Source organism: Paenibacillus xylanilyticus (assembly GCF_047246825.1).
Taxonomy (GTDB): domain Bacteria; phylum Bacillota; class Bacilli; order Paenibacillales; family Paenibacillaceae; genus Paenibacillus; species Paenibacillus xylanilyticus_B.
This window is the reverse complement of record NZ_JBFOLB010000003.1, coordinates 291167-313057: the sequence shown is the minus strand read 5'-3', so window position 1 is coordinate 313057 and position 21891 is coordinate 291167. Positions and strand designations below refer to the sequence as shown.

18 protein-coding genes are annotated in these 21891 nt (G+C 47.8%); 14 read left to right on the top strand and 4 right to left on the bottom strand.

Features of this window, described 5'->3' with window-relative positions; translation table 11 throughout:
- The first annotated feature begins 100 nt into the window (after window positions 1–100).
- On the top strand, window positions 101–2920 hold the full coding sequence (locus tag AB3N00_RS20745; protein ID WP_413036288.1) for a glycoside hydrolase family 3 C-terminal domain-containing protein: 2820 nt from the start codon (window positions 101–103) through the stop codon (window positions 2918–2920).
- A gap of 309 nt (window positions 2921–3229) precedes the next feature.
- Complete coding sequence (locus AB3N00_RS20740) at window positions 3230–4618, top strand: nitrous oxide reductase family maturation protein NosD (RefSeq protein WP_413036287.1); 1389 nt, start codon at window positions 3230–3232, stop codon at window positions 4616–4618.
- A 147-nt stretch (window positions 4619–4765) separates the two neighbouring features.
- Here AB3N00_RS20740 and AB3N00_RS20735 read toward each other — a convergent pair whose 3' ends face one another.
- The 3 genes from AB3N00_RS20735 to AB3N00_RS20725 all read right to left on the bottom strand — a co-directional run bounded on the left by AB3N00_RS20735 (window position 4766) and on the right by AB3N00_RS20725 (window position 8324).
- Window positions 4766–5605, bottom strand: a complete 840-nt coding sequence (locus tag AB3N00_RS20735; protein WP_413036286.1) for a methyl-accepting chemotaxis protein — start codon at window positions 5603–5605, stop codon at window positions 4766–4768.
- Between the two features lie 251 nt (window positions 5606–5856).
- Complete coding sequence (gene nrdG / locus AB3N00_RS20730) at window positions 5857–6366, bottom strand: anaerobic ribonucleoside-triphosphate reductase activating protein (RefSeq protein ID WP_413036285.1); 510 nt, start codon at window positions 6364–6366, stop codon at window positions 5857–5859.
- Complete coding sequence (locus tag AB3N00_RS20725) at window positions 6363–8324, bottom strand: anaerobic ribonucleoside triphosphate reductase (protein ID WP_413036284.1); 1962 nt, start codon at window positions 8322–8324, stop codon at window positions 6363–6365. The genes nrdG and AB3N00_RS20725 overlap by 4 nt, the downstream gene beginning before the upstream one ends.
- A gap of 376 nt (window positions 8325–8700) precedes the next feature.
- Between AB3N00_RS20725 and AB3N00_RS20720 the strand changes: the two genes are divergently transcribed.
- Both AB3N00_RS20720 and AB3N00_RS20715 read left to right on the top strand, forming a co-directional pair.
- Entirely contained in the window at window positions 8701–10338 is a 1638-nt protein-coding gene (locus AB3N00_RS20720) for a histidine kinase dimerization/phospho-acceptor domain-containing protein (RefSeq protein ID WP_413036283.1), read from the top strand.
- 187 nt (window positions 10339–10525) lie between these two features.
- Window positions 10526–11464: an aldo/keto reductase family protein gene (locus AB3N00_RS20715; protein ID WP_175396771.1), complete on the top strand. Its 939-nt coding sequence runs from the start codon at window positions 10526–10528 to the stop codon at window positions 11462–11464.
- A 102-nt stretch (window positions 11465–11566) separates the two neighbouring features.
- Here the strand turns inward: AB3N00_RS20715 and AB3N00_RS20710 are convergent, their stop codons facing one another.
- Window positions 11567–12691, bottom strand: coding sequence for a GGDEF domain-containing protein (locus AB3N00_RS20710; protein WP_413036282.1), 1125 nt, complete (start codon window positions 12689–12691; stop codon window positions 11567–11569).
- 274 nt (window positions 12692–12965) lie between these two features.
- On the opposite strand from AB3N00_RS20710, the gene AB3N00_RS20705 reads away from it, so the two are divergent.
- The 10 genes from AB3N00_RS20705 to AB3N00_RS20660 all read left to right on the top strand — a co-directional run bounded on the left by AB3N00_RS20705 (window position 12966) and on the right by AB3N00_RS20660 (window position 21787).
- Window positions 12966–13361, top strand: a complete 396-nt coding sequence (locus tag AB3N00_RS20705; protein WP_413036281.1) for a Fur family transcriptional regulator — start codon at window positions 12966–12968, stop codon at window positions 13359–13361.
- Entirely contained in the window at window positions 13337–14143 is an 807-nt protein-coding gene (locus tag AB3N00_RS20700; protein ID WP_413036280.1) for a winged helix-turn-helix domain-containing protein, read from the top strand. Before AB3N00_RS20705 ends, AB3N00_RS20700 begins: the two co-directional genes overlap by 25 nt.
- 239 nt (window positions 14144–14382) lie before the next feature.
- Window positions 14383–15846 carry a catalase gene (locus tag AB3N00_RS20695; protein ID WP_413036279.1) on the top strand — a complete coding sequence of 488 codons (1464 nt, stop codon included), beginning with the start codon at window positions 14383–14385 and terminating at the stop codon, window positions 15844–15846.
- Between the two features lie 246 nt (window positions 15847–16092).
- The gene (locus tag AB3N00_RS20690) at window positions 16093–16509 is read left to right on the top strand and encodes a BlaI/MecI/CopY family transcriptional regulator (protein WP_413036278.1); all 417 of its coding nucleotides are present in this window, start codon (window positions 16093–16095) and stop codon (window positions 16507–16509) included.
- 1 nt (window position 16510) lies between these two features.
- On the top strand, window positions 16511–17371 hold the full coding sequence (locus tag AB3N00_RS20685) for a M56 family metallopeptidase (protein WP_413036277.1): 861 nt from the start codon (window positions 16511–16513) through the stop codon (window positions 17369–17371).
- 39 nt (window positions 17372–17410) lie between these two features.
- Window positions 17411–17824: a DoxX family protein gene (locus tag AB3N00_RS20680; RefSeq protein ID WP_413036276.1), complete on the top strand. Its 414-nt coding sequence runs from the start codon at window positions 17411–17413 to the stop codon at window positions 17822–17824.
- A 270-nt stretch (window positions 17825–18094) separates the two neighbouring features.
- On the top strand, window positions 18095–19048 hold the full coding sequence (locus tag AB3N00_RS20675) for an ABC transporter permease (protein ID WP_413036275.1): 954 nt from the start codon (window positions 18095–18097) through the stop codon (window positions 19046–19048).
- A 2-nt stretch (window positions 19049–19050) separates the two neighbouring features.
- Window positions 19051–20013 (top strand): iron chelate uptake ABC transporter family permease subunit, encoded by a 963-nt coding sequence (locus AB3N00_RS20670; RefSeq protein ID WP_413036274.1) that lies wholly within the window; start codon window positions 19051–19053, stop codon window positions 20011–20013.
- A complete protein-coding gene (locus AB3N00_RS20665) occupies window positions 20007–20765 on the top strand; it encodes an ABC transporter ATP-binding protein (protein ID WP_413036273.1) in 759 nt (252 codons plus the stop codon). Before AB3N00_RS20670 ends, AB3N00_RS20665 begins: the two co-directional genes overlap by 7 nt.
- Window positions 20766–20800: 35 nt before the next feature.
- Window positions 20801–21787 carry a siderophore ABC transporter substrate-binding protein gene (locus tag AB3N00_RS20660; RefSeq protein WP_413036272.1) on the top strand — a complete coding sequence of 329 codons (987 nt, stop codon included), beginning with the start codon at window positions 20801–20803 and terminating at the stop codon, window positions 21785–21787.
- Window positions 21788–21891: the final 104 nt, after the last annotated feature.

The following is a 21891-nucleotide window of genomic DNA, read 5'->3' as shown; positions in this document are numbered from 1 at the left end:
GAAGAGTTTAAGTGTACTGAAATGGACAGTGTCTATTACTTTTTATGTATTCGCTATCATCGACAAATAAACGATCGAAGCCCAAAGGAGATTCCAACCCATGACCAATCAAACCAAATATCCATTTCAGGATACAACGCTCGAACTGGACACAAGGGTGAAAGACCTTGTATCCCGTCTGACCGAAGATGAGAAAATCGAATCCATGCTGCAATATCAGCCGGCCGTAGAGCGTCTGGGCATTGCTGCATATAAACACGGAACCGAAGCCGCTCACGGTCTGGCCTGGCTTGGCGAAGCTACATCCTTCCCGCAGCCCGTAGGACTGGCATGCACATGGGATGCGGAACTCATGAAAGAAATCGGCTCCGTTATTGGAGACGAGGCAAGAGTATTTTACAAACGGAATCCGGCTGTCAACGGTCTCACGCTGTGGGCACCTACGGTGGATATGGAACGTGATCCGCGTTGGGGCCGGAATGAAGAGGCTTATGGTGAAGATCCCGAACTGACTGCGGAGCTTACAACTGCGCTCGTTAAAGGGATTCAGGGAGATCATCCGAAGTACTATAAGGCCGTTGCGACATTGAAGCATTTCCTGGCCAACAATAATGAAGTCGACCGCGGAAGCGGCTCATCCAGCATTGATCCGCGCAACATGCGCGAATATTATCTGAAAGCCTTCGAGAAGCCTTTCAAAGAGGGCGGAGCGCAGTCCATGATGACCGCGTATAACTCCATTAACGGAACGCCGGCACTGCTGCATCCATTTGTTAACGAGATTGTCAAAGGCGAATGGGGTATGGACGGTTTCGTTGTCAGCGATGCGGGTGATGTAATGGGGATCAAAAATGACCATAAGTACTATGACTCTCATACACCGGGTACCGTGGAATCGGTAAAAGCGGGAATCGACAGCATTACCGATGATGCTGATCTGTCCAAGCAAGCACTCCGTGAAGGTTTGGAACAAGGAACGCTTACCATGGAAGATATCGATTTGGCGTTGTTTAATACGTTCCGTGTACGTTTCCGTCTGGGTGAGTTCGATCCGGCTGAAGGCAATCCGTATGCGTCCATTGGCGAAGAAGCGATGATGACAGAGAAGGCGAAGGCATTGTCCCTCAGAGCAGCAAGAGAACAGGTTGTTTTGCTCAAGAATGACAAAGGCACACTTCCGCTGGATAAAACGAATTCAGGCAAAGTGGCCGTTATTGGTCAGCTCGGCGGCACGGTCTATCGTGACTGGTACGCAGGCACCATGCCGTACAGTGTATCCCCGCTTGAAGCGATCAGAGGCAAAGTAGGCAGCGACAAGGTTGCATTCAAGGATGGGAATGACCGGATTACGCTGACCTCGGTAGCAAACGGAAAAGCAATTGGGCTGTCTGAAGCTGAGAAATCACCTGTCATTGCTTCGGGAGAGGCCGAGACGTTTACGCTGACAGACTGGGGCTTCGGAAGTTACACGCTGCAGGCAGAAAGTAACGGCAAATATTTGACGACGGATGAAGAAACGGTAACAGCTTCAGCGGATGAAGTGTACGGCTGGTTCGTCAAGGAAGTATTCCACCTGCTTCCGCAGGAAGACGGCAGTGTGGGGCTGACGACTTGGAATGGCAAAACGGTTACTGCGCCAAATGGCGGTAATGATGCATTTGCCGTATCCGAGGAGTTGAAATCTTTCGGAGCCACGGAGACCTTTAAGAAGGATATTGTTGTGAACGGACTGGATGAAGCTGTAGCAGCAGCCAAGGAAGCCGAAACAGCGATTGTATTTGTAGGCAATAACCCGCTTGTGAACGGGAAGGAAGAGATCGACCGTCCAAGTCTGGATCTGGCTGAATCCCAACAGCGTCTGGTTGAAGCCGTATATGCTGCGAATCCGAATACGATTGTCGTTATTGTGGGCAGCTATCCGTTCACATCCAATTGGGTTCAAGAGAACATCCCGGCTGTGTTGTACACTTCCCATGCGGGACAAGAACTGGGTAACGCTGTGGCCGATGTGCTCTATGGGGATTATGCGCCAGCAGGCCGCTTGAACATGACGTGGGTGCAATCCGCAGATCAATTAACGGATATCAAGGACTACGACATTATTCAATCCGGACGTACGTATCAGTATTTTGAAGGTAATGTCCTGTATCCATTTGGACATGGATTGACGTATGCTTCGTTCAAATACAGTAACCTGGAGTTAGATCCTGGCCAAGCTGGAACCGAAGGAACGGTTAAAGTAACAGTCGACGTAACAAACACCGGAACCATTGCCAGTGATGAAGTGGTGCAATTATATGTACGTGCCGGTAAATCCCGAGTGAAACGTCCACTCAAAACGTTAAAAGGGTTCCGTCGTCTTCATGTTGAAGCCGGAGCAACCGTGAAAGTCAGCTTCAACTTGCCGGTACAGGAACTGGCCATCTGGGATGTGACCCGCGATCGTTATGTGGTAGAAGCAGGGACATATTCCATCATGGTTGGTAAATCATCCTCGGATATTCAACTTGTTGCCGATCTGATGGTCGATGGCGAGACCATTCCTGCCCGTAATCTGAGCGTGGTAACACGTGCTGAGAATTATGATGCCTATTTCGGTGTTGATTTGGATGAGAGCAAGGAAGGGGGCACCTCTGTCCGTGTGACTGGCAAACAGGGATGGATTGCCTTCAAGGATGCAGATCTGGGCAGTCATGCAGCTGTCATTGAGGCACGTGTATCGGCTGAACAGGAAGGTGCAGTGCTCGAAGTTCGTCTGGACGCAGCGGATGGTACGCTGGCAGGACGTGTCGACATTGCACAGAGCGGTGCGCAGCAATGGTCAACGGTCAAAGCCGATCTTCAAGGTGCAGCAGGTCAACGTGACATCTACCTTGTATTGTCTGCGGGTGTACGTGTAAGCCATTTTGAGATCCGCTAACCCGATAAAATGAGCATTATTCATAATTAATAAAATAAAGAGTCTATTCCCAAAGGTTAAATTGTCTATGGGATAGACTCTTTATTTGTTTTGGAGAACATCTTCATGCAGGAGAACATAATCCCGATCGGGACAAGTCCGAACAATGTGGCTGGAGTCCCAAAGATGAGATTGGCTGAAGGACATCAGAGGCGCTCTATCTGTGAGCAAAGCAATGAGCAGCAGCTTAATCCTGACCTGGAGTACAAGGGTTTTGTCCAATCCATTCTACTAAATGATCATAATATAATAGTAGGAGGTGGATATCGAATGGCTAATGAAATTTCTGTGCCGGGTGATTTCCCGACTATCGCTGCAGCGGTAGCCGCAGCCAATGAATTAGATACGATTCGAGTAGCCCCAGGTGTATATAATGAAACTATTATCGTTAATAAAACGATTCAGTTACATGGGGCTCAATCGGGGGTGGATGCACGGTCCAGATTCCCTCTTACGGAATCCACAATTACGAGTAACAATGCTAGCGGGGTTATTCAAGTGACTGCGGACAATGTGGTCATTGATGGGTTTACAGTACAAAACAACTCAGCAGGCCCGGGGATTACAACCAGTCCGCTATTTTCAGGGTACTGGTTATTCAATAATATTATCCAAAACAACGTAATCGGACTCTATTTCAACTCTTCTGGATTAACATTTTCACAAGCAAAGTATAACTTAATCCAGAGTAATAATCAGCCAGGCGCTGCCACAGGAAATGGTATTTACTCAGACCAGACGTCCGTGGATGTATTTATTGACAGTAACAAGTTTCAAGGTGGTCATGCCAACGCTTCTATAAACTTCTCAGGTGGAGTGCCAGGAGTTCAGGAGAACATTATTATTGCAAACAATCTGGTGGTTCAGGACAATTCGATTGCTCTTACGAACACCACGAATGTCAAGATCACAAATAATACTATGCTTAATACCCAGGGGAGTTCAATATTCATCGCGGGTGGAACCAGTCGAACAGAGATTGAAAATAACATCCTGCATAACAGTATTTCAAATGGAATAAGTGTAAATAATGTTTTTGATCCTGATGGTAATACCAATATTCGAGCCAAGCTAAACAGTATCCAGGGAAATACGATTGCAGGGCTTAACATTGCAGTAGGTTCTTATGGTACGACTCCGCCAAACCGAAGATTAGATGCTACAAATAACTGGTGGGGAAATGCAAGTGGACCTGCTCCAATTGGGACAGGTGATACGGTGATCGATCCTGAAGGAGTAGCCGAAATTACACCGTTTTTAGCAGCGGATCCAACGGATCAACAAACGATACCAGGTAATCTGCTTACAACAGGGCCAATTCAAAGGAATGGATCGAATATTCAAACCATTATTGTGGATGTCCTTAACAATGATCCGTTGACCGCGGTGGTTGTTGAAATCAGAGGTTTCTCTATGGGGACTTCCGGCCTTAAAACTCCTTATGTGCATGAGATATTCAGCCTGGATTCCAGTACCAAAATCCAAAAAACGTATTCAGTTTCTGAGCTTGAGGAATTTGAGTTTCAATTCAATATCACAGGCACTGATGCTGTTCATATATCCATTTGGCCAAGAGACATTGGTGGGGCTTTGTTGCCAACTCAACGAGTTTTGACTTCTGAATTGCAACAAATAAGCATGTTAACACCAATATCATAAAAGAGGATCAGCAGGCGGCTTCAGCTTTTAGCCTCCAAAATGAATGAAAATATAAAACAGCGATCTTCTATACCAATAGAGAATCGCTGTTTTCTTTATTATACGGTATTAAGTGTAGATGCTCAGTCTCCTTAATATTTATGAAGCTTATCTGCCATCAAACGTAATCAGTTTGTGCACAAATTGTTTTAGTTGCTGGCTGGTGTCATTCAGCTGTTCAATGGTACTCATGAAATTGTTAACCAATTCTGCCTGTTCCTGCGAGCTGGCGGTAATCTCTCCAAGCTCATTCTCCATCATATGAATGGATTGCCGGACAGCGAGGAGAGACTCCTCAATTTGGGTGGTTGCTTTTTTGGTGTCCACGGACAGTTTGCGGATTTCCTTGGCAACGACGCCGAATCCTGCACCCGCTTCACCTACACGAGCAGCTTCGATGGCCGCATTCAGCCCAAGCAGATTGGTTTGTTCCGAGATCTCTCGAATAAAGCTGGCTACCTGAGTGACGTTCCCTGATTTCTGTACAGCTTCTCTGGAATTGTTCCGGATTTCTTCTGTGGTGGCACTCAGTTCTTCGGAGTGTGCAGCTACATGCTGGACACTATCAATGAGCTGGTTGGTCAGATGCTCGGTGGCCTCCATGAGCTGTTGTAACTGTGCCTGATCGTCCATGCTGTAGAGCAGATTGAAGATGGCAATGACTTCACCCTGTTCATTTTTGATCGGAAGGTAGGATACATCGAACGGAACACCGAACAATTCTTTGGGATAATGATCAAATTGTTTCTCCGTACTGCCTTTCAGATCGGCAAAATCACGATTGGGTTCAAGCAGAGGATCACCTGCTTTGAATTCCAACTGTTTTAACGACTCTCCTGCAGAAAAGTATAGGAATTTCTCCCGGTCAATAATGGAAAGGGTTACATCTTGACGTATAGTGTCACGGAAAAACGGCATGCATGTAATTAATGCTTGAATAATATCCATAACTGGGTAATGGCCTCCTGAAATGTATAATATAGAAAAGTGTTAAGGTTTATTTTAGTAACCACCTATATATTATATCGACAATTAATCAAGATCTGAGTAGCAAAAAAGAAAAAAATATTCCCGTTCAAAATAGACACGAATCTCAGGATCCGTGTCTTTTGAATGGAAATGTAAGGTTCGATCGATGATACTGTGGATATGAGGTCAGAGTAGAATATCATCTTCATTTAATGGAAAAAAAACAACGGTCACAATGCATCCATCTCGATTGTAACAATCCTATTTTCCCTTAACGTTGCCTGCACATCAACCAATCGCTGATTGCGGCTGCCCCGAAAAGGTAAAGACACATCACGCTCAGCGGCCACATAAGGTCCGTCTATAATGACATCGCACAGCCGCGCCAGTTCTGCCCGTACAGGATCAGCAACAAGCCGCTCGTAGACAAATCCGGTATAGGCCCATACGGTCCGATCAGGACAAGCTGCGCGAAAACGGCGCACCCATGGAAGACATTCCTCTGCTGAGAAAAAGGGATCGCCTCCGCATAGCGTAATCCCGTCCAGCAGGGGGTGGGCAGTGACCTCACGCAAAATCTGCTGCTGCCGCTCCTCGGTAAACCGCTCCCCTGCCCGGAAGCTCCATGAATCCGGACTGAAGCATCCCGGACAGGCGTGGCGGCAACCGCTGATAAAGATGACAGCTCGCAGACCGGGACCTTCATTCACGGACTCGGGAATATAACCGTACAGATTCACTTATGTTTCACCCGGTCCCGGACTTCTGCCTGCTTCGCGGAATTGAAACGCACCTTGTAATCGCCGGTAAGATAACCGGTTACCCGGCGCAATCGCTGGAAGTGTACATGGTTCTCATGTGCTTCACAACCTGGGCACACATCTCCGATGACACCTTCATACCCACACGCAGGACAGCGGTCGATGGGGTGATTAATGGAGAAGTAACCGATATCCTGTGCCAGTGCATATTGAACAATGCGCTGGAAGGCGCTGGTATTGGCCCGTACGTTTCCATCCAGTTCAACATAGGAAATGGCTCCGGCATTGCACAGTGTATGGAAGGGTGCCTCCAGCTCTATTTTGCGATAGGCTGGCAGTGTGTAATAGACCGGGATGTGAAACGAGTTCGTATAGTATTCGCGGTCATTGACCCCTGGAATGAGGCCATATCGCTCGCGATCGATCTTGGTAAACTTGCCGGACAGCCCCTCCGCTGGCGTGGCGAACAACGTTACATTTAGGTTATGCTGTTCGCTCATTCGGTCACAGAATTCGCGCATGGTGCGAATGACGTTCAGCGCTTCACGATGGATATGAGGATCCTGTCCATGGTGCCGGCCATACAGGGCGGTCATGCATTCGGCAAGCCCAATGAAACCAATGGACAATGTGCCGTGCTTCAACAGTTCTGCCACAGGCTCATCCGGTGCGAGCTGCTCCCCGCCTTCCCACACACCTTCTCTCATCATGAAATCGGATGCCTTGGCAGGCTGTGCCGTTTGAATGCGATAGCGGTGCAGCAGTCCGGAAGCCGCACGGTCCATGACCGCTTCCAGTGCTTCATAGAATCCCGTACGATCGGCGACGGCCCGTGCCCCCTGGCAGATGCCATAACGAATGCCGAGCTTGACCAGATTGATGGTATTAAACGACAGGTTGCCCTTACCACTCTGACGATTCCGTCCGAAACGATCGGCCAGTGTGCGTGTCCGGCATCCCATGGTAGCAATAATGGTATCCGGATCTTCCGGGCGGTAGTACGGCAGGTTGAATGATGCATCCACGTTGACAAAGTTGGGATACATGCGCCGGGAAGAACAGGTCACGGCAAGGCGAAACAAGTCGTAGTTCGGCTCCCCTTGCGCCTGGTTGATTCCCTGTTTGCACTGGAAGATATGCTGTGGAAACACAGGGGTTTCCCCGCCACCGAGGCCGCGGATGGTTGCCTCCAGCAGAGAACGGGATACGAGCCTTCCCTCGGCAGAAGTACATAGTCCGTAGTTCAGGGAGGTAAAGGGAATCTGTCCACCTGCCCGGCTGCTCATGGTGTTCAGATTATGAATCAGGGATTCGGCAGCCTGTCCAGTCTCAAGCTCTGTCTCTTCACAAGCGAAATCGTAAGCACGCGGGCACGTTTCCCGTGCCTCAAGGCTATCCATATGCAGCTGCTCATCACCAATCAGTGCATGTTCTCCAAGCAGCCGCTGTCCCTTGCGATAATGCTTGCGGAAGGATCGCTGTACATAAGGAGCAAGATCCCAGTCGATTTTGTTGGCGGAGACCCCGCCGTATTGGCTGTTCTGCTGCGATTGAAAAATAATGGCAACCAGCGCCATGGCTGACATGATGGTCTGAGGCGTACGCACGGAACCATTTCCCGTATTAAATCCGGAGGCCAGCAGGCGATCAAACGGAATAAAGATACAATTGGTCGTTCCAAGCGCATACTGATCCAGATCGTGGACATAGAGATCACCGTTTTCCACAGACTCAGCAAGCTCACCCGGGAGCACATGACGAAGAGCATGCCACTTGGCCGTTTCTGAGCCGAGCCTGCTCATTTTGCCACTGAACGAATCGCCGTTGAGGTTGGCGTTCTCCCTCAGTGTATCAGCGTCTTCTGCGCCAATAATTCGTCTTCCCAGGTCGGATAATAGATCGGATGCCGGTGGAGCAGCATACTCTAGCATGTTCATATCAGGTTCCTCCTAAATGATTTGTTTATGGTTTGAATTCAATTAAATACTATATGTAGGTTTTTATTATCCATTTATAAACTATATATGGTTTTTTGGGTGTGACGATCATCACATGGCTATACTCTCCAGACTGGAGTTGACCGGGATTGATGAATAAAGGTTTTCAAAGTGAATGGGGAAGCGTATAATTTCTATTTATGCTGTGTGGGGGATGAGCGTGTTTACGCTATGATTCTCTTAGACATCTGTGGTGGTAAACATATATGTACATGTTGTGACAATGGATTAAGAAGAAGATTCGACCTTCAAATACAGGATGATTCATTTTTGATACAGAGATGTAGAACTGCAGCTAAGACTTGAGGGGTGAATCATGGGAACGGTAGGCATGACTAGAGGATTCTATGAAAATGTACAAGAAGCCGCGTCCCATATCGTGGATGTGTTAAGTGGCGTATTGAAGGTCAATACCATTTTCGTAGCCACCAATGATGGGATGACCAATGTCATTATTGAAGCATTTAATCGCAGGGAAGAATGGGTTGTCAGAGGCAGCGAACTCCCGTTTGAGTCCTCTTACTGCAGTCTGGTACTGCAAGATACTGCACGCAACCTGACGATAACGGATACTGCCGCACATCCGATGACTTGTTCAATGGATGTAACCAAGGCGCTGGGTAATCGTTTCTTTGTAGGCATTCCCATTATGCGGCGCTCGGGTGAGCCATTTGGCACAATTTGTTTAATGGACGATCCAGACTATGTGATCAGTGAAGCCGATATGAAAACATTGAACGCAATGGCTGTGTTTCTTGGGTATGTCGTTGATTTGGAGAGCAATCTGCTCCTGCAGAAACAAAAGCTGAATGACACGGAGCAGCTGAAGATCCAGTTGCAGATCGAGAAGGAACGTGCCGAGTCGGAAGCGATGACGAAGACACAGATGATTGCACTCATGAGCCACGAGATTCGCAACCCGCTCAATGGCATTCTTGGGTTAACCGATCTGATGCGCACACCGGATATGCCTGACGAACATGTGGAATACGTGAACATGATCGAGACAAGCGGCAACATTCTGCTGTCCCTGCTAAACAATATAATGAACTTCAACATTAATGATACGGGTAAAACGGTAGTCCAGGATGATCCCTTTGATTTGGTTTCCACCATTGAGAATACCGTTTATTTGCATGTTGCTCAGGCCATGGCCAAGGGAATTGAACTGGGTTTGAACCTGGAAATGAATATATCTCAGGTGTTCGTGGGAGACGAGGCCAAGATCGGCCAACTGCTCGCAAATGTGCTGAAATACGCCATTGATTCAACCCGTGCAGGTTCTGTACTGGTTAGAGCTCTTGTGGATGGTAATGATTTGGATGAGGCGGGTACTTTACTGCTCCATGTCAAATACACTGGGCGGATGTTGACGCCTGACAAAAATCTGCAGGCATTCAATACGCTGGATGGAAAGTTCAGCATCCAGAAGCTTGTGGGTACCAATCTCGGTTTGGCCGTCAGTCAAAATCTTGCCATTCTCATGCATGGTCATATTGAGGTAAACAGTCTGGGAGAAGAGGAAACGGAATTCCAGATCAGGCTGCCACTGATCAGACACTGGGAACTTCCGCAGCTTGCAAGCATTCAGCAGCGATTGAAAGGCACGAGCGTTATGCTTGTCAAAGCACCCGACATCTTGCAGGGGGTATCTTCCCTCATGCGCAGATGGCAGATGGATGTTCACATGACTTCAGACTCGGATCAGGCACATCAATGGATGGATGAGGGACTTGACCCTGACGTTGCCGTGATCGATATGGGATTACACCAAGGCCATGCTGCCAAGTTAGTGCACGAATTAAAGAGCAGCGCAAAACAACTCCCGATCATCATTCTGGTTCCGTACGGAATGCACATCGATCCGCATGAGGCGGGAATCGTTGATGCGGTTTTGACCAAGCCGGTGAGACAGTTGGATTTATTAAATGCGCTGAGCGCAACATTGCATTAAGCAGAATAAGATTTACATGCGCACCTGAGCAGGTGCGTTTTTTATTGCCAGTGGGGAGAGTCACCCCGAACATTCAATCTGCCAAATTACCATTTTCTTAGTCAAAGTCCTTTTCATCCACGCTGGTTACGTTACAATAGAAAAGTAATGATTCTAACTACTTAACCTTAAGGAGGATGTGCATTCAATGGAATACCGCAGATTGGGTGGAAGCGGACTGAAAGTAAGCGAGATCAGCTTGGGCAGCTGGCTGACGTACGGAGGGTATGTGGAGCGTGAAAATGCGGTGAAGTCGATTGAAGCCGCATTCGATGAAGGCATCAACTTTTTTGATACAGCAAATGTGTATGAGCGCGGCGCGGCAGAAGAACTGCTCGGGCAGACTTTGAAAGCGTATTCCCGCGATTCCTATGTTCTTGCAACCAAAGTATTTGGCAAAATGGGGGATGGTCCCAATGACCAGGGCTTATCCCGCAAACATATTAAGGAGCAATGTGATGCAAGCTTGAAGCGTTTAGGCGTGGAATATGTGGACATCTATTATTGCCATCGTTATCATAACGAAACACCAATTGAAGAAACGCTGCGGGCACTGGATGATCTGGTTCGTCAGGGCAAGGTGCTGTACGTAGGTGTGAGTCAATGGACAGCCGCTCAGATGGAAGCTGCCTTGGGTACCGCCGATCGTCTTCTCTTGGATCATATCGTGGTCAATCAGCCGGTGTATAACATGTTCGACCGTTATATTGAGAATGAGATTATTCCGCTGGGCGAACGCAAAGGGATTGGACAAGTTGTCTACTCTCCACTTGCGCAAGGTCTGTTAACCGGTAAATATACCTCGGTTTCGGATATCCCCGAGAACTCCCGTGCCGCGAAGCTGGGCTGGGACGAAGGGAAAATCAATGCAGACAAAATCGGAAAAGTACGCCAGTTGATTGAAGTAGCGGACAAACTTGATCTGAAGGTGGGACAACTGGCCCTTGCCTGGATTCTGCGTCAGAACAATGTGTCCAGTGCACTTGTAGGTGCAAGCCGTCCCGAGCAGGTGAAGGAGAACGCTGCTGCATCAGGTGTAAAACTGGATGCTGCCATTGTCGAAGAAATCGAGCAAATCCTTTCCTAATCGAGTAGTCGAGAAATCCTCAAGGTTAATCGCATATTGAAATGAAAAAAGGGATGCCCCGTAGGCCAGAAGATGGCTGGGGGCATCCCTTTTTTAATCATGTCAGAGCAGATGTTTTCCGGCAAGCACAGCGGGCCGCTTCGGAATGGCGCAGACCCGGTTCCGGCCGGTATTTTTGGCTTCATATAATGCACGGTCAGCCTGTTCGAAGAAGTCAGCGTCATCCCGCTCATCACAATGATCCGGGAAGACAGCCACCCCGATGGAAATGGTCAGGCGAATCGTCGTGCCGTCAGGCAGAGCAAAGAGATACTTTTCGACAGACTGCCGAATCGATTCAGCGATTGCGAGGGCTTGGTGACTGCCGCAATCCAGCAGCAGAATGGCAAATTCCTCGCCCCCGTTGCGGGAGACGATGTCAGCTGATCGTGAATGTTCAATAAGCAATTGTCCAAGCTGCTTCAGGACAGCATCACCGGAGCTGTGGCCGTACGTGTCATTCACCTTTTTGAACCGGTCAATATCAATGACCAGCAGGGATAGCTTCTGTTTGGTTTCCCTGGCTCGCTCCAGCTGCAGTTCGAGTGATTTCTCAAATTGCCGACGATTGCTGAGATTGGTGAGGTGGTCTGTGGATGCCCTCCGTTCCAGCAGGAATAACATCTCATTCGATTTATTAATAAATTCTGCAATAAAATAAATAAAGATCCCACCAACAAAAGAAATGGTCATCTGAAACGGATATATTTTCATTAATGAATTCATACTGCTGGTATTCAGCAACAAAATCACAAAGATCAGTGTTATGCCGAGCAGGTTCATGGTAATAATTTTGGTTAATCTTGACCAGGAAGCGTACGCAAAATATACACCCGACAGCCCGATGAGTATCATGACGAAGGCGGCATCAATCGCTGCGGACGATAATCCAAACATGGCAATACGCAGGATCGAGATGACAAGTCCGGCAATGACAGAGGCCAGTCCTCCCAGATACACTGCTGCTGTAACGATCGCAAGATGGCGCAGATCCACAATGGTGTCGTCATTCAGAGGGAAAGAATAGTTCATCAGCACAGTGCCATAGACACCAAACAGAATACCGCCAATCAACTGCACACGCAGTGAAGGAAACGGGACACGAATATTATAGTATTTGGCAATAATTCCGGATATGTACATGAATGTGATCATGACACAAATATTTATAAAGAACGTGCTTAACAATGAACAGCCCCCCTTTAACGCACATTAGTATAGTTTATCTGAAAAAGAGTGCAGTAGCGAACCATATTATAGCAAATGTGCAAGTTGATTGCTGGAAAAGGGCCATTAATAATATAAGTTATTTGTTCATAGAGCTGATGTTGACTTCATTATACATTAAGATTTATACTTAATCTAAATCAAAATTGATTTTCATGTTTCTGGGGATCATAGCGATCAGTGGATGCTATGTCATTGTATATACTTTTGAATGAATTTATAAAGGAGAATTGCCGTGAGAACTCTAAATCTGACGATACAAAGACAGGCCGTTTATGATGTAGTGCGCCATTCGGAAGACCATCCGACTGCCGCAGATGTGATGAACCGTCTGGTTGAGCAAGGATATAATTTGGCCTATGGCACGGTGTATAATTCGCTGCGTTATTTAACGGACAAGGAATTGATCCGGGAGCTTAAGCTCGGTGAGACTGCAAGCCGATACGATGCCCGCATGGATGATCACCAGCATATTATGTGTGAAGTCTGTGGCAAAGTGGACGAGGTTATGACAGAGGTTCCTACCGATTGGATGCAGCAGGTGGCCGAGGAAACCGGATATGCAATTGATCATGCTCATGTGGTCTTTGGAGGTGTCTGCGGGGAATGCAAAAACAAACGGATCAAGTAAAAATCAGGATGTCTGATCGCCGTTTGCCGCTCCGGGTCAAGCCAGCTCTTGCTGATCCAGCTCCCTTTGTGGATGCTTGTCCTGTTACGCGGCGTGTCATTCTGATTAGTCCGATGCCGGGCCAGGTTCATGAACTGGTCAAAGCGTTGACGGACAGCTGCTTCGATGTATTGGTGTTCCATCGCTGGGAACCGGATCTTCATGAACGCCTGGTATTTGATCTGCTGATCTATGATCTGTCTGTGGCTGGAACAATTGATGCGTTCGCCGGAATCAGCAGCCGTTTGAACCGGGAGGCAGAGCATGTGGCGCCATGCCTATATCTGGTGGGCGAGAATATGATCGGCAGTGCCAGCGGACCGATGCTTCAGGAGGAACTGCTGGTTTGGCCGGCACGTCCGCAGGAGGCCCTGTACCGGGTACAGCGCATGATTGGCAATAGTCCGGTTACACCGAAACGTGGATTTTTGCCTGAGGAAGGACAACGTATCGGGTTCAAGGATCTGTGGCTGGACCGTGAACGTATGAGTGTGCAGCGGGACAACAACCGGATTCATCTGACCAAGACCGAATACGATTTGCTGCTCAAACTGATTGATGCCAAGGGAGCTGTAATTTCCCGGGAGGAAATGCTCAGCGACATTTGGGAGACTGATTTTACAGGTGGAAGCAATGTGGTTGATGTTCATATCAAAAGCTTGCGCAAAAAGCTTGGCGATAACGCGGCTTCCCCGCAATATATTGTTACTGTAAGAGGAGTGGGCTACCGCCTGGCGGATTAGTCCGCTTTTTTTTTATTTTCAGCCTTCTTTGGTGCCCGAAGCATATGTTCATCCTTCATTCATGAAACTGCCAGGATACTCATGAGAATCTCATGCGAAGCTCATGCAGTTGTTCTATTGGACATGTTAGAATCAATTTAACAGTTAGATCAAGTCTAAATGTATATTTAAAGTAATGACGAATATGATTTAAATAATAGATACACCAGGCATGAGGCCATCATGAGGAGGATTCAGATATGACAGAACGTATGACAACGAACCAGGGAGCGCCCGTAGGTGACAACCAAAATTCCCGCACGGCAGGCAGAAGAGGACCAACCTTGCTTGAAGATTATCATCTGATCGAGAAGATTGCCCATTTTGACCGTGAACGTATTCCGGAACGGGTAGTGCATGCCAGAGGTGCTGGTGCACATGGTGTATTCACACTGGAGAAGAGCATGAAGGAGTTTACCAAAGCGGATTTTCTGCAGGAGCCGGGAACGGAAACGCCAGTGCTGGTTCGGTTCTCCACGGTTATTCACGGAACGGGTTCACCAGAGACTGCGCGTGATCCACGCGGGTTTGCGGTCAAACTGTACACACGTGAGGGAAACTATGACATTGTAGGCAATCATCTGCCTGTATTTTTCATCCGTGATGCCATGAAATTCCCGGATATGGTGCATTCCCTGAAACCTGCGCCAGATACAAATATTCAGGACCCTGCACGGTACTGGGATTTCATGACGCTCTCACCTGAATCCACACATATGATGACCTGGCTGTTCTCGGATTTGGGTACACCCGCTAACTACCGTGAGATGGATGGGTTCGGCGTGCACGCCTTCAAATGGATTAACGCCCAAGGCGAGATCCACTATGTGAAGTATAAATGGGAGTCTGCACAGGGTGTGCGCGGGTTCTCTCGGCAGGAAGCATCAGAGGTCCAAGGACAGGACTTCAACCACGCTACCCGGGATCTGTATGACCACATCAAAAACGGCCAGTACCCGCAGTGGAAGCTGCAGGTGCAGCTCCTGAAGCCGGAACAGATGGATGATTTCTCTTTTGATCCGCTTGACCCGACCAAAACCTGGCCTGAAGATATTATTCCGTTCCAGACGGTAGGGACCATGACGCTGAATCGCAATCCGCAAAATTTCTTCGCTGAAGTAGAGCAGGCAGCCTTTTCACCAAGTGCATTGGTGCCGGGAATAGAGCCATCCGAGGATAAATTGCTGCAAGGACGTCTGTTCTCCTACCCGGATACACAGCGTCACAGACTTGGACCAAACTACCTGCAAATTCCAGTTAACTGTCCATATGCGCCGGTTCGCAACCATCAGCGCGATGGACTGATGAATGTGAATCAGGACCCGTCTCCAGTGAACTATGAACCGAACAGTTCTTCCAGCAGTCCACAGGAAGATCCAGCATACCGGGACAGTCAAATGCCGCTGCAGGGTCATGTTACACGGGAGAAAATCGAGAAAACCGATGATTACACCCAGGCAGGGGAGCTGTTCCGTTCGTTTACGGCTGAAGAACAGAAGAATCTGCTCGATAATCTGATTAACGACCTGAAGGGCGTGCCGGCACAGACACAGATGCGTGCATTATGTCACTTCTTCCAAGCTGACGGACAGTTTGGCGGACGTCTGGCTCGTGGACTTGGTGTAGATATTTCGGCATATATGCCATCGGCAGACCGTAAATAAGAGCTATTATTAATATTTCTGATACAGAGTAACAAATACAGCGATGTAATAAGGCTGGGCAGGACTGCAGAAATTGCAGAACTGCCCAGCTTTATGCTTTTTTTGCAGTCAAATCGGCGTCTCTATCCCTCAATGATGTGCAGAAATGGAAAACAAATTTACAAATTATTTACAATAAATACCTGACATAGAGGTTGACTTCTCGTTAGTTGGCACTACAATGGGTAGTGTGAGGGGTGTCTGAACATGAAAATACACAATTTTAAAGTGGGTGAGCGTGGGCTGAATCGTTTTTTTGGTCCGCTGGAAGCGAAGATTATGGATATATTATGGGCGCGTCCAGGCAGCAGCATCCGCGAAGTGCAAACCGCACTTGAACAAGATCGAGATGTTAATTTCAATACGGTCATGACGGTCATGAACCGGCTCGTGGATAAGGGTTTGCTTTGCAAGACACAGAAGGGCCGGACGTCACTGTATCACCCGGTACAGAGCAAGGAGGAGTTTATGAACGACCAATCGAAAGAGCTGTCACATGAACTGGTAGACGAGTTCGGAGCACTGGCAGTGAGCCATATGCTGGATGCACTGGATGAAGCCGATGCGGGGTTGATCGAACGTCTGGAGCAGAAGATCAAACAATGGAAAAAGGATAGCGACTGATATGTGGAAGGCCCGCTCGAAGCTGTTGTTTACTGTCGGGTTTGGCATTCCGCTGCTGGTGTTCATGCAGATGTTCATGTACACGATGTACAAAATATTCGGTTGGGATATTCCCTTTAATCTGCTCTGGCTGTGCAATCACTGGATGAGCCGGCTGGGCTGGTTATCGGTAGGCCATTTTCTGATGCTGCTGGTAGCACTGACGTTTGGAGGAACAGGCTGGCTGTTCATGCATCGCATGATGAAGACAAGGGCAGCCGTAAGAAAGCTCCGTTCGATCGAGAACTCGGCCATGTCGGGAGAAATGGAGGCTAAGTACCGTCATCTCAAGCAACCGGCATTCATCGTTGTGGACAAGCATTCACCGATTGCTTTTACGATTGGTCTATGGAAACCTTCGATCGTACTTTCAACAGGGCTGCTGGACATGCTCGATGCTGAAGAGGAAGCGGCTGTTGTCTATCATGAAGTTCATCATTTGTGGCACCGTGATCCGCTCAAGACAACTTTGCTGTCGGTCTTTGCGATCATGATGCCGTACATTCCCGTATTGAAGCATACTTCGAAGCAATATCATATTGTCAGTGAAATCCTGGCTGATAATGAAGCGATTGAGCGTACGGGAAATGCAGCGGGCATTGGCAGTGCCTTGCTCAAACTGATCCGTGCTTGTCCAGAGCCATGGCGGGTACGGGAGATGGCTGTGCAATCCTCATTTGCCGATACCTCGGTAAATGTACGTATCTCCCGTCTGCTCGATCCCGAGCAGGACGTTGCGCTCGCCCTGCCATGGTTTGCAATTTTAATGTCTGCAACGGTGTTTCTGATGATGTCTGTTTTGTTTGTCTGGTCGATCGGATAATTCCGATCTGTTGAACTTAATATCAAGGAGGAGATGAGCATGAATAGTCGGAGTGTAGAGATTGGACTGTTTTTCTCAAGAGTTATGATTGGCCTGATCTTTGTATTGCATGGTTGGAGCAAATTTGAAGGTGGAATTAGTGGGACAGTCGGTTTTTTCGAAAGTATTGGCATTCCCGGTTTCCTTGCGTCCGTTGTCGCCATTATAGAGCTGGCCGGCGGGGCTGCGATGATTTTGGGACTAGGGACACGCGTATTTGCTGCTTTTTTTGTTATTGTAATGGCAGGGGTGTTGCTTACTGCCAAAGTGGGTCAGCCATTTATGAGCGGGACGGAGTTTGATTATCTGCTGCTGGCAGGATCTCTGACCTTGCTGTTCACAGGCAGCCGCTTTCTGGCAGTTGACCAGTTTTTCGCCAGACAGGGCACGGTTAGCCGTAATGCGAGTGCATGACATGAGTTGCGGTTCGCCGATTAACAAAAATGAATGACATGGGCCTTCCATAACGGAAGGCCTATTTCCTTATATCTATTTAATCATGCTGTATATATCTTTCGGGTTGTTTCACGAAATCCCAAAAATTACGAAGCTCATTCAGGTTGACATCTGGAAATTAATATAGATATAATTCAAAATAATTGATAATGAATATCAATATCATATGCTGAGAGATAAGAGCTATTACATTGTTTTGCGGCTATCGGTGAGGGGATTATTAGAGAGATGAAGTTAGGTTACATGTTAATCGCACTGGCTGTTCTGTCTATCATATACATATTTATTGGGAATTCGGACATTTCGCCCTTGGATATATTCCACTTGACCCCAGTCCAGCTGCAGGTATTGCAAGTCAGCCGTTTTCCCCGCCTGATCAGCATTCTTGTCGCTGGCGTCAGTATGAGCGTCATTGGTCTGATTATGCAGCAGCTGACACGCAACCGGTTTGTTTCGCCTACAACGGCAGGCACCATGGATTCAGCGCGATTGGGCATCCTGGTGACGTTGATGTGGTTTTCCGGAGCGTCCCCCCTGCAAAAAATGCTGGTCGCCTTCGCCTTTGCGCTGGCGGGTACGCTGATTTTTATGCGGATCCTCGAGAAAGTCAAGTTCAAGGATACGATCTACATTGCCCTTCTGGGTCTGATGTTTGGCAACATCGTCAGCTCGGTCACGACTTTTTTTGCATACAAAAACGATCTGATCCAGAACATGTCTTCCTGGCTGCAGGGCGACTTCTCCACGATTATGAAGGGTCGGTATGAACTGATCTATATCAGTATTCCGCTTCTGATTATCGTCTATCTCTTCGCCAACCGGTTTACGCTGGCGGGTATGGGAGAAGACTTCTCGACCAACCTGGGATTGGCATACCGGAGAGTGGTTAACCTCGGGTTGATTCTGGTGGCCATGGTTTCAGCCGTCGTCATTATCACCGTAGGCACCATTCCGTTTTTGGGCCTGGTCGTGCCAAATATCGTGACGCTGTATAAGGGGGACAACCTGCGGGATACGCTGCCTCATACGGCAGTGCTGGGCGCCATATTTGTTCTGGTTTGTGACATTTTGGGGCAGTTGATCATTTATCCGTACCAGTTGTCCATCAGTTTGACAGTGGGAGTCGTGGGCAGTGTGCTGTTTCTGTATTTACTGCTTCGAAGAAAGGCATATGGATCATGAGAATGAAATATACAGCGAATACTTTAAAGTTTGGCATTTTGATTGCAGCGGCAGTGGTTCTGATCGGTGTGTTTATGGTCATTCAATCCGGAGGCAATTGGGATTACATCCTGCCGCGTCGAGGGAAAAAGATTCTGGCCATCGTGCTCACCGGAGCATGTATTGCATACTCAACTGCCATTTTCCAGACGATAACCAACAATCGGATTCTTACACCGGGCATTATGGGGCTTGACTCTCTGTATATGTTGTTCCAGACCTTTGCCGTGTTTGTGTTTGGAAGCAGTCACATCAGCTTTGTGAATAAAAATCTTAACTTTGCGGTGTCCGTCCTGTTAATGACTCTGTTTGCACTGCTGCTTCATCAATTTATGTTCAAACGAGAACGCGGGCGCAATATCTATTTGCTGCTGCTCGTGGGTCTGATTCTGGGAACACTGTTCCAGAGCCTGTCCTCCTTCATGGAGGTGCTGATTGATCCGAATGAGTTTCTCATCCTTCAAGGCAAGATGTTTGCCAGCTTTAACAATGTAAATACGGACCTGTTGATCATTTCCATGGCAGCCATCTTCCTGATCTTGCTGTATGCACGGAAATTCACCAAGTACCTTGATGTACTGGCGCTTGGAAAGGATCACGCGGTGAACCTCGGTGTCGATTACCACTACATTGTCAAACGGCTGCTGCTGGTTGTCATGGTCCTGGTGTCCATCTCCACCGCGCTTGTAGGTCCGATCATGTTCCTGGGATTGCTGGTCGTCAATCTGGCTCATCAGGTATTCCGGACACATCGGCATATCGTGCTGATCTGGGGCTCGGTTATCATCGCCGTTGTTGCCTTGGTGGGTGGACAGCTGGTGGTGGAACGGGTATTCACCTTCTCGACAACGGTGAGTGTCATTATCAATTTTATAGGCGGTGTGTATTTCATCTATTTACTGCTAAAGGAGAATAAGTCGTGGTAGAAGTCAGAAATGTCACAAAACAATACGGCGGCGTCCGGGTAGTGGATGACGTATCACTGAATATTGCCAAAGGAAAGATCACTTCATTTATCGGGCCCAATGGTGCCGGTAAAAGTACGCTGTTGTCCATGATCACCAGACTGATTAGCAAAGACACAGGGCAGGTTCTGATTGAGGGCCGCGAAATCGAAGGCTGGAAGAGCAAGGAATTGTCCAAAAAGATTTCGGTACTCAAACAATCCAACCATATTAATATCAGGTTGACGGTAGAGGATCTCGTGGCCTTTGGGCGTTTCCCTTATTCACAAGGAAGGCTTACACCAGAGGATCACCAGTGGATTCAGGAAGCAATCGATTATATGGAGCTCGGGCCGTTCCGCAAAAAGTTTTTGGATGAGCTCAGTGGTGGACAGCGGCAGCGGGCGTACATCGCCATGGTTATTGCACAGAACACTGAATATATCCTGCTGGATGAACCACTGAACAATCTGGATATGAAACATTCCGTGCAGATTATGAAAGTGCTGCGCAAAATGGTGGACGAGCTGGGCAAAACGATTGTGATTGTCATTCATGACATCAATTTTGCATCATGTTACTCCGATTATATTGTCGCGCTCAAGGACGGCCGGGTCGTGCAGGAAGGTAAAACGGAGGACATCATTGATACGGATGTGCTGCAGCAGGTGTATGACATGCACATCCCGGTGCAGTGGATTGATGGGCGTAAGATTTGTGTGTATTTTGCGTGAAATAAACCAATATAGAGAGTGAGAGGTGTCTATTTATGAAAAAGGGTTGGTTGTTAACATTGTTGGTTGTATTGTCCGTTGTTCTGGCAGCATGCGGAGGAACTAAAACAGCAGAGAATACGGGCGAAAGTACGGGTACGGGTTCGGAGGCGAATGCTGCCGCGGAGCAATCCAGTGAGGAGATCGTTATTAAACATCAACTGGGCGAGACAACGGTGAAGAAGAACCCGCAAAAAGTGGTTGTGTTTGACTATGGTGTACTCGATTCCCTGGATCAGCTGGGGGTAGAAGTTGCCGGGGTTCCTCAAGAGGGCATTCCTCCATATCTGGAAAAGTATAATGATGCCAAGTACACCAACGTCGGTGGTTTGAAAGAAGCTGATTTTGAAAAAGTAAATGCCATGAGTCCTGACCTGATTATCATCTCGGGACGTCTGTCGGATTCATACGAAGAATTGAGTGAGATTGCACCTACCATTTACATGGCGGTCGATACTGAAGACTACATGAATTCACTGACGAGTAACGTGAAGACACTGGGTGAGATTTTTGGTAAGGAAGCAGAAGCAGAGAAACAACTGGCTTCCATTGAATCGTCTGCCAAAGCGTTGAAAGATAAAGTAACGGCTGCAGGGAAAAACGCACTGATTGTTCTGACGAACGAAGGCAAACTGAGTGCATATGGTGCAGGTTCACGATTTGGTGTGATTCATGATGTATTTGGTTTTACACCGGCAGATGCGAACATTGAAGTATCCACGCATGGACAGAGTGTTTCCTTTGAATACGTGATGGAGACAAATCCGGATTACCTGTTCGTTGTAGACCGCAGTGCAGTGGTTGCCGGTCAGGGCGAAGCAGCCCCAGCCAAGCAGGTGATCGAGAACGATCTGGTTAAAAATACGACGGCTTACAAAGAAGGACATATTGTTTACCTTGACCCGAACTACTGGTACTTGTCCGGCGGCGGCCTGGAGTCCATTCAGGAAATGATTAAGGAAGTGGACGCAAGCGTCAATTAAATGGAATGAAACTCAGCAACATGTGGGAATGGGGAGAAAAAGATCTCTGCGAATGCAGGGATCTTTTTTGTTTTCCTGAAGTGGGAAGGCTGCATGGATTTTTG

Excerpts from the sequence above, each read along its gene's own strand:
- AB3N00_RS20745 (WP_413036288.1), top strand. The coding sequence starts at position 101 with ATGACCAATCAAACCAAATATCCATTTCAGGATACAACGCTCGAACTG.
- AB3N00_RS20740 (WP_413036287.1), top strand. The coding sequence starts at position 3,230 with ATGGCTAATGAAATTTCTGTGCCGGGTGATTTCCCGACTATCGCTGCA.
- AB3N00_RS20735 (WP_413036286.1), bottom strand. The coding sequence starts at position 5,605 with ATGGATATTATTCAAGCATTAATTACATGCATGCCGTTTTTCCGTGAC.
- AB3N00_RS20725 (WP_413036284.1), bottom strand. The coding sequence starts at position 8,324 with ATGAACATGCTAGAGTATGCTGCTCCACCGGCATCCGATCTATTATCC.
- AB3N00_RS20720 (WP_413036283.1), top strand. The coding sequence starts at position 8,701 with ATGGGAACGGTAGGCATGACTAGAGGATTCTATGAAAATGTACAAGAA.
- AB3N00_RS20715 (WP_175396771.1), top strand. The coding sequence starts at position 10,526 with ATGGAATACCGCAGATTGGGTGGAAGCGGACTGAAAGTAAGCGAGATC.
- AB3N00_RS20700 (WP_413036280.1), top strand. The coding sequence starts at position 13,337 with ATGCAAAAACAAACGGATCAAGTAAAAATCAGGATGTCTGATCGCCGT.
- AB3N00_RS20695 (WP_413036279.1), top strand. The coding sequence starts at position 14,383 with ATGACAGAACGTATGACAACGAACCAGGGAGCGCCCGTAGGTGACAAC.
- AB3N00_RS20690 (WP_413036278.1), top strand. The coding sequence starts at position 16,093 with ATGAAAATACACAATTTTAAAGTGGGTGAGCGTGGGCTGAATCGTTTT.
- AB3N00_RS20685 (WP_413036277.1), top strand. The coding sequence starts at position 16,511 with ATGTGGAAGGCCCGCTCGAAGCTGTTGTTTACTGTCGGGTTTGGCATT.
- AB3N00_RS20680 (WP_413036276.1), top strand. The coding sequence starts at position 17,411 with ATGAATAGTCGGAGTGTAGAGATTGGACTGTTTTTCTCAAGAGTTATG.
- AB3N00_RS20675 (WP_413036275.1), top strand. The coding sequence starts at position 18,095 with ATGAAGTTAGGTTACATGTTAATCGCACTGGCTGTTCTGTCTATCATA.
- AB3N00_RS20670 (WP_413036274.1), top strand. The coding sequence starts at position 19,051 with ATGAAATATACAGCGAATACTTTAAAGTTTGGCATTTTGATTGCAGCG.
- AB3N00_RS20660 (WP_413036272.1), top strand. The coding sequence starts at position 20,801 with ATGAAAAAGGGTTGGTTGTTAACATTGTTGGTTGTATTGTCCGTTGTT.